Source organism: Streptomyces lacrimifluminis, assembly GCF_014646095.1.
Taxonomy (GTDB): Bacteria; Actinomycetota; Actinomycetes; order Streptomycetales; family Streptomycetaceae; genus Streptomyces; species Streptomyces lacrimifluminis.
In genome coordinates, this window is record NZ_BMMU01000014.1 from 201690 (window position 1) to 214379 (window position 12690).

The window sequence follows — 12690 nt, forward strand, 5'->3', positions numbered from 1 at the left end:
CTGCACAACCCCTTGACGAACCCATCAATAAGGCGGCTAATTTCTTCCGCGGAGGCGTTGGTCCCGTCGCCTTCAGCGCCCGACGCCCGCCCGGGACGGCTCGGCGTCACCCCATCCATGCGCACTCAGTGGAGTCACTCATGACCGTCAACAAGCCTTCGTCCAGCCAGCAGAGAGCCGTCAGCCGCAGACGTTCGGCTTCGCTGGCCGGGTGCGCTGCCACGGTGCTGCTGACCGTTTCCGCCTGTGGCGGAGGCACGGCCGGTACGACCGACAAGGACGGCTTCGCCCAGGCGCCGCAGAAGGACGGCGCGTTGACCGTCTGGGTGGACGCGACCCGCATGGACGCCGCGAAGCTGTACCAGAAGCTGCACCCGGAGGTGAAGCTGGACATCGTCAGCTACGACGGCAACGCCAACGGCTCGAACTACCTCCAGACCAAGGTCCAGCTCTTCAACCGCACCGGCAAGGGCTGGCCGGACGTCGTCTTCAGCTCCCAGAACAACGAGGTCAGCTGGGCGGTCGACGCCGGCTTCGCCGCACCCCTGAACAAGGGTCTGGTCGACTCTGCCACCCTGGGGCAGTTCGCGAAGGGCGCCAACGACGTCTGCACGGTCGACGGCACCGTCTACTGCCTGCGCAACGACCTCTCCCAGGCGGTGCTCTGGTACAACGCGCCGCTGCTGAAGCAGTTCGGCTACACGGTGCCGACGACCTGGGAGGAGTACCAGCAGCTCGGTCAGAAGGTCGCCAAGGAGCATCCCGGGTTCCTCGTCGGCGACGCCGGTGACTCCTTCACCCCCGAGATCTACCTGTGGGCGAGCAAGTGCGGCGCCAATGACATCACCGGGCCCAAGTCCGTCACGGTGAACACCACCAGTGAGGCCTGCACCAGGATGGCCAAGCTGCTGGACGTGCTGATCAAGAACAGGTCCATGTCCATCAGCGGCGTCTTCAGCACCGACTTCGGCAAGAACCAGGCCGACAAGGTCCTGCTCATGCCGGGCCCTGCCTGGTTCGGCGGCGCGGTCTTCCGGGACACCCTCAAGACGCCGGCCAAGCAGATCGCGGCGGCTCCCCTCCCGCAGTGGCAGGGAGACGGCTCGCCCTCCACCGGCAACGTCGGCGGCGGCACCTGGCTGCTGTCCCAGCACTCCACCCACATCAAGGCGGCCACCGACTTCCTGAAGTGGGTCACCACCGACAACGCCTACCAGGGCGAGAAGGCCCCCGGCTACCCGGCCTACGCACCCGCGGCCGAGGCCTGGCTGAAGGGGCAGAACGCCTCCGGCTACTTCGCCAGTGACCTGAGCGCACTCAAGGACGCCTCGTCCCAGGTCTGGCCGAAGTGGGGCTCGGGCCAGTTCAGCCAGGAGGCCATCTGGGCCGCCACCGTCAAGCCCGGCATCACCCAGGGCAAGTCCATCGTCTCGATGCTGCCCGCCTGGCAAAACTCCATCACCAAGTACGCCCAGTCCAACGGATACAAGGTCTCCCAGTGACCGCCGCCCGTCCCTCGGCCGGCTCTGCCCACCGACGCCCTCACGGCGTCGCCCGGCAGAGCCGCGCCGGCGTCGCCTTCGTCGCCGGCTACGTGCTTCTGCTGATCGCGTTCGGCATCCTGCCGACCGGGTACGCCGTCTACTTCGCCTTCACCGACGCCGGGGGCGGTTTCAGCGGCTTCACCAACTTCCTCACCACGGCACAGGACTTCCGCTTCATGGACGCCGTCGGCCATGTCGCGCTGTACCTCCTCTTCTGGCTGGTCTCGCTCGTGGTGTTCGTGGTGGCCCTGGCGCTGCTGCTGCACCGTCTCGCCTCGGGCGCCGTCAGCAAGTCCCTGCGTTTCCTCTTCTACATCCCCGGAGCCCTCGCCGGCGCCGCGAGCGTGCTGGTGTGGCTGTTCATGCTCGACCCGGCGGTGAGCCCGGTCAGCTCCCTGCTGGGCTTGCTGGGATTCGACACCTTCGGTGAGGTCATCGCACCCGGCAATCTGCCGCTGCTGTTCACGATCATCGCGTTCTGGACCGGTGCGGGTGGCTGGATCGTCGTCATCTACGGCGCGCTGAACAACATCCCCAGGGACGTCATGGAAGCCGCGCGCATCGACGGCGCGAGCGCCTGGCAGACAGCCTGGCGGGTGCAGATCCCCATGCTCCGCAAGTGGATCGTGTACATGGTGATCCTTGCCTTCGCGGGCGGCGCCCAGCTGTTCGTGGAACCGCAGTTGCTCTCCCTCGCCAGCGTGGGCGTCGCCGGACGCGACTACTCGCTGAACCAGCTGACGTACGACTTCGCCTTCCAGATGAACAACATCAACGGCGCCGCCGCGGTCTCGGTGGAGCTCCTGGTCGTCAGCGTGTCGGCAGCCGCGGTCTTCGTCGCACGGTCGGGGTTCTTCGATGCCGACTAGGACCCCCGCCGGACCGGCCATCACACCCCGCACGGAACGGGAGCCAGGCGTCATGGGCCGAACGCACGACCAGGTCTCCGAGCGGCGGTGCTCCCGCTCCCCGCGTCGCCTCGCGCCCCGCCTGCTGATCGGGTCCTTGCTGGCCGTGTTCATGGTGTTCTTCGTGCTGCCGGTGCTGTGGCTCGTCCTCGCGGCGACCAAGACCGACCAGCAACTCGTCCACGGCAGCCCGCTGTCCTTCGGCTCCTGGCACACCCTCAGGGCCAACTGGGACGCCCTCACGGCGTTCCAGGACAACGCCATCATGCAGTGGCTCGGCAACTCCACGCTCTACGCGGTGATATCGCTGGCCATCACCCTCTGCGTGGCAGTCCCGGCGGGGTACGCCCTGGCGATGACCGAGTTCCGCGGCCGGCACACGCTGCTCGTCTCGACGCTGGTCGTGATGCTCATGCCGACCGCGACACTGGTGGTGCCGCTGTTCCTGGAGATCAACGCGGTGCACCTGATCGGCACGATGTGGTCGATCATCCTGCCGTACTCGTTCTACCCGTTCGGCGTGTACCTGACGTACATCTACTTCACCACCGCCGTGCCGAACGACCTGCTGGCGGCTGCGCGGATGGACGGCTGCTCGGAGTTCGGCGTCTTCCGGCACATCGCGCTGCCGCTGGCGACCCCGGTCATCGCACTCGTGGGCTTCTTCAGCTTCGTCGCCAACTGGACCAACTACTTCCTGCCCTACGTGATGCTGCCCGAGAGCGACCAGATGCCGATCCAGGTGGGCGTCGGAAGCCTGCTCAGCAACGTGCCGTCGTTCAACCCGGCCGTGGGTACAACCGCGATCGAGCGCCCGCAGCTGGCGCTGGCCACGCTGATCGCCATCACACCGGTACTGGTCGTCTTCCTGTTCGCCCAGCGCTTCCTGGTCAGCGGGATGCTCGCCGGAGCCACCAAGGAGTAGGCCCCGCCAACGCCCTCCTCCCCACGCCCCGGGCCGGTCCCTTCCGCCCAGCGGTCGTTCCCTGCGTGCGCACCCCGCCACCACCCCGAACGGAGATCCTTCCCATGCCCTTCAGCTCTTCCGACCGCGCCTCGGGTGAGGACGCTCCGGCCCCCGCCCGCCCGGCCGCGCCGCCCGACATCCAGGCCAGCGTGCCGGTGCTCGAACCACCCGGCTGGGCCGTGTCCCAGCGGGCCCTGTTCGACCTGCTCGACCACGCCTGGCGCCGCTTCGCCCGCGACTTCACCGGCCCGGACGGACGTCTGAACTACACCGGCCGGCTCACCACCCGCGACGGCGTGGACGACTTCTACGAAGTGTTCTTCAACTGGCCGCAGCTGTACCTCCTCGGCGGCGCCGACGATCTGCTGCCCGCCAGTGAGAAACACTGGGAGGGCGTGACCCGGCAGCTCACCGAACTGGACATGCTGCGGGACGAGTACGAACGCGGCTACGACTGGTTCCACCAGGGCGAGAGCCTGCTCCTGCTCTATTTCCTGTGCATGGCCGCCCCCGAGCGCTGGTCCGAACGCGCCCTGCGGTTCGCCGAGTTGTACGTCGACCCGGCCAAGGACAACTACGACCCCGAACACCGCGTCATCACCCGCCCGCACAACGGCAGCGACCCCGGCCGTCAGGGCCTGTTCGACGGCGACGTCTATCCCTGGCTGCTGAAGGAGGCCGAGACCTACGGGTTTCCGCTCGAGTGGATCCCCGAGGCGGACGGCGGGCCGTTCCCGCTCTCCGCGGATCCGCGTCTCGGCCCGCAGATGCGGGACCGGATGGCCGTCGGCGACACCGCGGTCAATCTCGCCGCGGCGGGACTGGTCCTCAACGCCTGGATCCTGTCCGGCGACGCGCGCTACCGCGACTGGATCGTCGAGTACGTGGGCGTGTGGCACGAGCGCACACGGGCGAACGACGGGATCGTCCCGGACAACGCCGGCCCGGACGGAACCGTCGGCAGCCTGCTGGAGGGCCGCTGGTACGGCGGCCACTACGGCTGGTCCTGGCCGCACGGCTGGCACAGCGTCGGCCACGCGGCCTGCGTGGCGGCCCTCGCGGCGGCGACGGTCACCGGGGACGACGACCACCTCTCCATGGTCGCGACCTCGCTCGACGCCCTGATCGAACGCGGCAAGGTGATGCCCCACACGGAGGCGGACTCCAGCCTGCGCTCCAAATGGGTGGCCGAACTCGGCCCGGACGCCCACACACCCACGCTGCACCTGCCGTTCCGGCACAACGACTCGGGCTGGTTCGACTACAACCCGGCGACCGCGCCCGTACCTGTCGCACTGTGGCACCACACGGCCTCCGACACCGACCGCGCCCGGCTGGAAGGGCTGCGCGAGGCCAGCGGAATCGACTGGCGCACCGTCCGGCCGTTCCGCTCCAAGGAGGAGTCCGGACACGAGAAGGCGTGGTTCGCCTTCCTCGCCGGCGACGACCCCGACTACCCGGAGCGTATCCTCGCCACCGCCCAGGCCCAGATCCGCCACCGCCTCAGGCGCATCGACCGCTACCGCGACCTGGACGTGCCCGAGGCCGACATCCACGTGTGGCAGCAGTGCAACCCCGTGGCCACCGAGGCCCTGGTCCAGCTGACCTGGGGCGGCCCCCAGGTGCTGTACAACGGCGGCCTGCAGCAGGCCCGGCTGCGCTACCACGACGCCGAGACCCGCCGCGCCGGCCTGCCGCCGGACGTGGCCGCACTGGTCACCTCCATCGCCCCCGAGGCGACCACCGTGGAACTGGTCAACCTCGCCCCCGAGACGGACCGCACGGTGATCGTCCAGGCAGGCGCCTTCGCCGAGCACACCATCACCGCCGTCCGGTACACGACCTGCGCGGACGACGGCTGGATCGGTGACATGTACGACTACGGCCACACCGAGCCGGTCGTCACCGAGGCGGAGACATCCTGCGACAGCGCCTTCCTGACCGTACGGCTGCCAGCGTCCACCCGCATCCGGCTCGTCCTGCGGCTGCGCCTGCGCACCAACACCCCCAGCTACCGCACCCCGTTCGACACCCCGGCCCACGAGCCCTCCTCGGCCACGGAGGAGCACCCGGCATGAAACGCCTCGCCCAGACCATCAGGCTCCGTCCCGAGCACCGGCAGGAGTATCTCGACCTGCACTCCGCCGTCTGGCCCGGCGTCGAAGCGGCCCTGCACCGGGCGCAGATCCGCAACTTCGGCATCTTCCTGGGCGGTGACGTGCTGTTCGCCTACCTCGAGTACCACGGCGACGACTTCGAGGCAGACATGGCCGCTTTGGAGGCCGACCCCGAGACCCAGCAGTGGTGGAAACTCACCGACCCGTGCCAGGAACCCTGGCCCGACCGGGGCGACTCGCGCCAGTGGACGGAACTCTCCGAGATCTGGCATCTCCACCCGCCAGGCGGGGACACCACCGTCTGACCCGGCCCGCGCCGGACCGACCCGACTTGGAGCCCGCCGTGACCTCCACCCCCACCCCCGTCCTCATCGACGCCCACCACCATCTGTGGGATCTCGACCGGCGTCCGCAGCCCTGGCTCGACGATCCCGACCTGGCATCGATCAGCCGTACCTTCACCCCCGGCGACCTGCGCTCCACCGCCACCGCCCCGATCGCGGGCCGTCATCTGCACAGCACGGTGGTCGTGCAGTGCATGCCGATGGTGCCCGAGACCGAGGACCTGCTCGTCCTCGCGGAGCAGGAGCCGCTGATCGGGGCCGTGGTCGGCTGGGCCGACCTGACCTCCCCGGCGATCGGCGAGACGCTGGACCGGCTGCTCGCCGGGCCCGGCGGCGACCGTCTGCGTTCCCTGCGCCATCTCGTCCAGGGGGAGATGAACCCTCGCTGGCTGCAACGCCCTGACGTGGAGCGAGGGTTGGCGACGGTCAGGGACCGCGGGCTCTCCTACGACGTACTGGTCCGCAGCCACCAGCTCGACCAGGCGATTCTGCTGGCCGAACGGTTTCCCGAGCTGCCACAGGTGCTCGACCACGCGGGCAAACCACCCATCGCCCAGGGCGAACTGGCGGATTGGCGAAGCCAGTTGCAGCAGCTGGCCGCACACCCGCAGGTGGTCTGCAAGCTCTCGGGACTGATCACCGAGGCCGATCACGACACCTGGACCACCACCGACATCCGCCCCGTCTGGGACGTCCTGCTCACCGCCTTCGGACCGGACCGGCTGATGTTCGGCTCCGACTGGCCGGTCGCCAACCTCGCGGGCGGCTGGAACCGCTGGGCAGCCACCGTGGACGAACTCCTCACCGGTTGTGCCGAGTACGAGATCCACGCGCTCCTCGCCGGCACGGCGACCGCCTTCTACCGCCTTCCCACCCCCCGCTGACGATCGCCGTCCGCGCTACAGGCCGCCGACGAACCCATGCCCACACGCGCCGCCCTCCGAGACCAAGGCATCATCGGCGCCATCGGCGCGGGCATGAGCCAGTCCGCCCTCGACGGCCTGCTCCCCACGGCCCAGGAACTGGGCAGGAGCGTGGTCGCGGTCGGCGTCTTCAACTCCGGGCTCCTCTCCCGCGGGCGCCAGCCCCCAGGAACTCTGGGACGAACTCCGGTGCCAAGGGCTGATCAGGCCCGACGTCCCGACCGGAAGCGGCACCCAGGAGCCGCCCGCCCGGTGACAACACTCGCGGGGCGAGTGCGCGATGTCCGTCACCGGTACAGGCGTCCCGGCAAAAGCGGGACAACCAGCAGAAAGTGGTGCGCAGATGTGTCTACGGCGGGTCCGCCCCGGACGCATCTGCGCAGGAGTGTCACACAGGCTGCACACACACTCTCGAATGCCTCGCTACGTTTGCTCCCGGCTCGCTCACCCGTGCGAGAGTGAACACAGGAAGATCGTAGATGGACTACTGCTCCACGTGCTGTCGGCATCTCAACGGCGCCCTCGTGTGCCCCGGATGCGGCGCCTACGCCCCCGACATCGCTCCTCTCGCCGACGGAACGCCCGCACCGGCCACCGCGACGGGCGCGGCAGCGCGGCAAGCCCCTGTCCACCTGTGGAACGAGACGGATTCCGGCGCCGAGGAATGCGACCAGACCCCGCAGGAACACCCGTACGACAGTGCGGACGCTCCCGCCCCCGCGCCTCAGGGGCGGGCGGCGCGGCGCCGTCAGCGGGAGCGCTGGAAGAAGACGCAGCGCAAGGCCCTGGTCGCCACCGCGGTCGCCCTGGTCGGCGGAGGGATGACCGTGTCCTCACTGAACCGCCAGGCCCCGGACCGAACGCAGGCGGCCTCCGCGCCGGACAGGGAACCCATGGGGATCGCGGAGGAGCAGGTCACGGAGCCCACCCCCGTCTCCTCCACCCCGACCGACCCGCACCGGGCCAAGCACACTTCGTCCGCCACCCGGTCGTCCACGGCCGACGTGCCGCGCGAACAGGCCGCCGCCCCCCGGGCCACGCCGGCGACACAGGTGATCCAGCAGAAGAGCGTCCGGGTTCCGCTGACCGCGGTGAAGGCCTCGCCCGCGTCGCAGGCGGCCTCCACCATGTCCGATGCCACGGACACCGCTCCGGAGACCACGGCCACGCCCACACCCCCGGCCGCCGACGGCACCGGCACCTCGACCTCGGACACGGACACATCGGCGGCGACTCCCTCGCCGTCCGAGTCCTCCCCGACGCCCCCGTCCACCTCGTCGCCCTCAGAGCTCTGTGTGCTCGGCCTGGTGTGCATCAGCTGATCCCGCGCACGGAGACGGACCCGGCCCGTGTCGGCCGCCACCGGTTCGGGCTCGGTCATGCCCTGAGAAACGCGACGTGGTCGGCAACCTGGCGCGGTGGAGGCGTCGGGTGTGGCCAGGTGGATGAAACCGGGCTCGACCACCGCGCCTGATGACTTCGCCCATCGACGCACAGGCGTCGGCGGCCGAGTCGAGACCGGGGGAGCCGACCGCGGGGGGCTGTCCACCGCGGCCGACTCCCGTGCGTACGACGGTCAGCTGATGCGGTGCACTCGCTGGGTGGTCAGCTCGTAGCGGGCGCCGACGATGGTCAGGGCGCCCGAGTCCACCTTCGCGGCGAGGTCGGGCTCCGCCGCGAGCCGTGCCCGTATGAGCCGAATGTTGGCGTCGATCGTCGCGTCGACGCGCGCGTCGCCCGTCTTGCCGCGATCGATGGCCGGGCTGATCTGGTCGGCCAGGTACTGGATGTGCGCGGGCAGTTCCTCGCCCGACAAGTCCGCCTGGACCGTGGCCTTCACTGCTCCGCACGACTGGTGGCCGAGCACCATGAGCAGGGGGATCCCCAGTTCGAGCACGCCGTACGCGAGGCTGCCGAGCACGGCCTCGTCGAGGACCTGCCCCCCGCTGCGTATGGTCATCAGATCGCCGAGGCCCTGATCGAAGACCACCTCCGGAGGTACTCGGGAGTCGATGCAGCCAAGGACGAGAGCGAAGGGGTGCTGACCGGTCGTCAGCGCCTGTCGGACGGCGGGAGACTCGTCGGGATGCTGCTGCCGGAGGGTGCGCCAGCGGCGGTTGCCCGCGGACAGCTCCCGCAGAGCCTCCTCTGCGGTGGTGGGCCGCTTTCGCGGAGTGGCGGTGGGGGGTACGGCGGCCGCGGGTTCGGCGCCGACGGCCAGGCCGGCGCCGAGAACGGCGGTCCCGGTGAGCGCGGCGCGCAGAAGTGAGCGCCGAGCGGGGGGTGTCACGCCGGAGACCGGGGCGACGGATGCCGTCCGCTGCGAGTGGACGGCACTGTGGGGTGCTGGATCAGAGTTCACGGAAGGGAACGTACGTCCGACATAACTCCCCTCCCTGTTCGAATTGCTGATTCATGATCAAACGTTGAAGCTTTCTTGGCGGCTCCGGGAGAATCCCTTGACAGGGACTCGATCACCCAAGGGGTACGCGGCTCTCCACTACCGAACGCGCGTCCGGTAATGAGAGGGGCATGCCCATGGGCACTTACGTGTCGATCAGGGGGTGGCTGGAGTGCGTGCCCGGTGGGGTCGGTCACCACGGCGGCCGAGCCGGTGACGACGACGCTCCGGCCGGAATGGGTGTCCGCGTCGGCCTCGAAGGCAGCCACCGACCCGTCGACCGCGCGCACCGGCTCCGAGTCCGCGGACGTGCGCAGCAGCACCGCGGCGTCGTCGTCCAGGCCGAAGTCGACCGGAAGGACCGCGGGAAGGGGCCGGCGTGCGCCGGGCGGGAGGCAGGAGCGAAGGGCCGACGGTCCCGGGCACACGGAGGACCGGCCCCGGCCGGAGGACGACGGCCGCGTCCTGGGCGTTCCCGCCGAGCCGACCTAGTCCTCGGCGGGAAACACCCTGGTCACCCTGCCCCGGGGGTCCGCCTCCAGGAAGCCGGACCCGTAGTCGTCACTCAGGTAGACGGCCAGTCCGGCCGGTGTGTCGAAGGTGTCGTTGGGCAGCTTCAGCAACATGTAGCGCAATTTCGGAACGTCGACGTTCAGCTTCTTCTCCGCCTCCTTCAGGAGCGCGGGAACCTTGTCCCAGTCGAAGCCGGCGAGACCGATCGGCTGGTCGCCACCGGTCAGGGAACCGCTGATGATCTGCTTCTGTACGTCCTCGCCCCGGCGGTAGGTGTAGGAGTCGTACTTGGTGTTGCTGCCGTCGACCATCAACCGGGCGATGGCGTAGTCCTCGTACACGGCGAAGTGGCCGAACCTGTCCCGGCCTGTCGCCTTCTCCAGTTCCTTGATCGCGGTGCGGATGCCGGTCGGGGTGAGCAGCGTGGCGGTCCGGGCCTCCTTTGACTGCTGGGCCGCGGGGGTGGCCGTGGTCGGCTGCGGGGCCGGGGTGGACGTCGTGGATTCCGAGGCGCCCGCGTCCGCGTCACCCGAGTCGCCTCCGACAGGCAGCAGCCACCACACGAGGGCGGCGGCGAGCGAAACTCCCGAGACTCCCCACAGGACCCTCGGGCCAGGGGCGCGTCGGCGGGCCGCCGGTACGGGTGCCGTCATCGGCTGGAGCGTGATCGGCCCGGGGAGGACCGGCGGCGGCCCGAACCCGGCCGGAACGGCCGCAGGCACCGCATCGACAGCGGCAAAGCGACCAGGAGTGGTCGGCGCGACAGGAGCCCCACCGTGCGCGAAGTACCCGGCGGGCCCAGCGGAGGTACGCGGGTCTGAAGGTGCCGAGGGGGCGGACGGCGGGCCCAGCGGGTAGGAGGTGGGCTCGTCCCTCGATGCCGTGGAGTCGAACGGAGCCGATTCGATCTCGGCCAGCTGCCGGTCCAGCACCGCGGCGGACGGCCGCGCCGCAGGGTCTCGCACCAGGACGCCCATCAGCACCTCACCGAGGTCACCGGCCCGTACCGGCGGTGGCACCTCGTCGTGGAGGACCGCGGCGAGGGTGGCCAGGGTGGTGCCCCGGCGCAGCGGGTGGTGGCCCTCCACGGCGGTGTACAGCATCATCGCCAGCGACCACAGGTCGGAGGCGGCACCGCCCTCGTGCCCCGAGATGCGCTCGGGTGCCATGAAGTCGGCCGTGCCGATGATGGAGCCCGTGGCGGTGAGGCTGGTCGCCTCGCGGATCGCGGCGATGCCGAAGTCGGTGAGCACCGGGCGCCCGTCGGGCCGCAGGAGTACGTTGGCGGGCTTGACGTCCCGGTGCTCGATACCGGCGTCGTGTGCCGCGGTGAGCGCGGCCAGCACTCCCCGGCCGGTCCGCGCCGCCTCGGCCGGCGTCATCGGCGCCCGGGCCAGCCGGTCGGCCAGCGAGCCGCCGCTGACCAGTTCCATCACGATCCACGGGTAGGTGCCCTCACCCCCGTCGACGATGTGGTGGATGGTGACGACGTTCGGGTGGTCGATCCGGGCCAGGGCCCGGGCCTCACGCAGCACCCGCTCGCGCAGCAGGCGCGCGCCCTCGGGGTCGTACTCGGCGAGGTCCCGGTCGGGCGGGCGGACCTCCTTGACCGCCACGAGCCTGTGGAGCACCACGTCCCTGGCCCGCCAGACGGTCCCCATCCCGCCTCCGCCGAGACGGGCCTCCAACTCGAAGCGCCCGTCGACAACCCGTCGCCCGGTGCCTCTGTCTGCCTCACTCATGCACGGGAGCCTAAACGCCGTCACCGACACCGTTCGAGCGGTGCCCACCGTCACCTGCGGCCGATCGCTGCGAACCCACCCCAACTGGCGTTCGGAGCAAGGACGTTGCTCCGTTACTTGCGCTTCGCGGCAAGATTGCCCGGGCCCGCAGCGCCGTCATGGCCGGCACGTGGGCCGATGCGCGTTCCCGCGCCACCGACCCGGACACGCGGGTCACCCTCCCGCAGTGTCACCGTGAGTTCGCCGGGGCGGCCCAGATCCTCGCCCTGGTGCAGGGTGAGGACGGTGTCCTCGGGGACCAGACCGAGCTCACGGGCGTACGCCCCGAACGCGGCGGCTGCCGCGCCGGTCGCCGGGTCCTCGACGACGCCGCCGACGGGGAACGGGTCACGGACGTGGAAGACGGTTGCCGACTCCCGCCACACCAACTGGGTCGTGGTCAGGTCCAAGCGGTGCATCAGGGCTTCGAGGCGCTCGAAGTCGTACGCGAGATCCGTGAGGCGGGCGCGTGTCGCCGCCGCGAGAACGAGATGGCGGGCTCCGGCGAAGGCGATGCGGGGCGGGAAGGCAGGGTCGAGATCGGCGGCCGGCCAGTCGAGCGCGGCCAGTGCCTCCGCAAGGTCGGCGTCGGCGATCTCCTCGATCTGCGGCTCGACGCTGGTCAGCGTGGCGCGGAGCGTCCCACCCTCCTCGGTCACCACCACCGGCACGATGCCGGCGCGGGTGGCGAACACCAGCTCTCCGGGGCCCCGGCGCTCGGCGAGAGCGACAGCGGTCGCGACGGTCGCGTGCCCGCAGAACGGCACCTCGGCCCTGGGACTGAAGTAGCGGATGCTGTACGCCCTGCCCTCCTGGCCTCCCAGGCCCTCCGGCGGCGCGGTCAGGAACGCGGACTCCGAGTATCCGAGGTCGGCGGCGATGGCCAGCATGTCGCTGTCGTCCAGGCCGGTGGCGTCCAGCACAACGCCGGCGGGGTTTCCGCCGGCGGGGGAAGTGGAGAAGGCGGTGTAACGCAGCACCTCGGGCCTCGGCGTGTTCGTCGTCATGCTCGTGGCAACACGGGACGGGGCCATCGCTGTTCCCGGACACCGGTGGCGAGCGACGCGGCACAGCCCGGGTCGCGGTCAGGAGCGCCCACGCCACCGTCACCCCTCCCCGGAAGCCCACGACCCGCGGAACGCGGGCAGCGCGGGCAGCGCGGGCAGCGCGGGCAGCGCGGGCAGCGCGGGCA

The 12690-nt window shown here is 70.4% G+C and carries 10 protein-coding genes and 2 pseudogenes; 8 read left to right on the forward strand and 4 right to left on the reverse strand.

Annotated elements, in window-relative coordinates; translation table 11 throughout:
* Positions 1 to 140 precede the first annotated feature (140 nt).
* The 8 genes and pseudogenes from IEY89_RS22050 to IEY89_RS22080 all read left to right on the forward strand — a co-directional run bounded on the left by IEY89_RS22050 (position 141) and on the right by IEY89_RS22080 (position 8125).
* Positions 141 to 1502 carry an ABC transporter substrate-binding protein gene (locus IEY89_RS22050; RefSeq protein ID WP_189149176.1) on the forward strand — a complete coding sequence of 454 codons (1362 nt, stop codon included), beginning with the start codon at positions 141 to 143 and terminating at the stop codon, positions 1500 to 1502.
* On the forward strand, positions 1499 to 2413 hold the full coding sequence (locus IEY89_RS22055) for a carbohydrate ABC transporter permease (RefSeq protein WP_189149177.1): 915 nt from the start codon (positions 1499 to 1501) through the stop codon (positions 2411 to 2413). Before IEY89_RS22050 ends, IEY89_RS22055 begins: the two co-directional genes overlap by 4 nt.
* Positions 2414 to 2465: 52 nt before the next feature.
* Positions 2466 to 3377, forward strand: coding sequence for a carbohydrate ABC transporter permease (locus IEY89_RS22060; protein ID WP_229695358.1), 912 nt, complete (start codon positions 2466 to 2468; stop codon positions 3375 to 3377).
* Between the two features lie 104 nt (positions 3378 to 3481).
* Positions 3482 to 5497 carry a DUF8034 domain-containing protein gene (locus IEY89_RS22065; RefSeq protein WP_189149178.1) on the forward strand — a complete coding sequence of 672 codons (2016 nt, stop codon included), beginning with the start codon at positions 3482 to 3484 and terminating at the stop codon, positions 5495 to 5497.
* A complete protein-coding gene (locus IEY89_RS22070; protein ID WP_189149179.1) occupies positions 5494 to 5841 on the forward strand; it encodes an L-rhamnose mutarotase in 348 nt (115 codons plus the stop codon). The genes IEY89_RS22065 and IEY89_RS22070 overlap by 4 nt, the downstream gene beginning before the upstream one ends.
* Positions 5842 to 5879: 38 nt before the next feature.
* The gene (locus tag IEY89_RS22075; RefSeq protein ID WP_189149180.1) at positions 5880 to 6764 is read left to right on the forward strand and encodes an amidohydrolase family protein; all 885 of its coding nucleotides are present in this window, start codon (positions 5880 to 5882) and stop codon (positions 6762 to 6764) included.
* 18 nt (positions 6765 to 6782) lie between these two features.
* Positions 6783 to 6974, forward strand: a pseudogene (locus tag IEY89_RS40815) (aldo/keto reductase); the annotation flags it as partial.
* Between the two features lie 308 nt (positions 6975 to 7282).
* Positions 7283 to 8125 carry an SCO2400 family protein gene (locus tag IEY89_RS22080; RefSeq protein ID WP_189149181.1) on the forward strand — a complete coding sequence of 281 codons (843 nt, stop codon included), beginning with the start codon at positions 7283 to 7285 and terminating at the stop codon, positions 8123 to 8125.
* A gap of 254 nt (positions 8126 to 8379) precedes the next feature.
* Here the strand turns inward: IEY89_RS22080 and IEY89_RS22085 are convergent, their stop codons facing one another.
* The 4 genes and pseudogenes from IEY89_RS22085 to IEY89_RS22100 form a co-directional block, all read right to left on the reverse strand.
* Positions 8380 to 9165, reverse strand: coding sequence for a carbonic anhydrase (locus tag IEY89_RS22085; protein ID WP_189149182.1), 786 nt, complete (start codon positions 9163 to 9165; stop codon positions 8380 to 8382).
* 221 nt (positions 9166 to 9386) lie between these two features.
* Positions 9387 to 9584, reverse strand: a pseudogene (locus IEY89_RS22090) (pyridoxamine 5'-phosphate oxidase family protein); the annotation flags it as partial.
* A gap of 108 nt (positions 9585 to 9692) precedes the next feature.
* On the reverse strand, positions 9693 to 11459 hold the full coding sequence (locus IEY89_RS22095) for a serine/threonine-protein kinase (protein ID WP_189149183.1): 1767 nt from the start codon (positions 11457 to 11459) through the stop codon (positions 9693 to 9695).
* A gap of 113 nt (positions 11460 to 11572) precedes the next feature.
* On the reverse strand, positions 11573 to 12505 hold the full coding sequence (locus IEY89_RS22100; protein WP_189149184.1) for a PhzF family phenazine biosynthesis isomerase: 933 nt from the start codon (positions 12503 to 12505) through the stop codon (positions 11573 to 11575).
* Positions 12506 to 12690 lie beyond the last annotated feature (185 nt).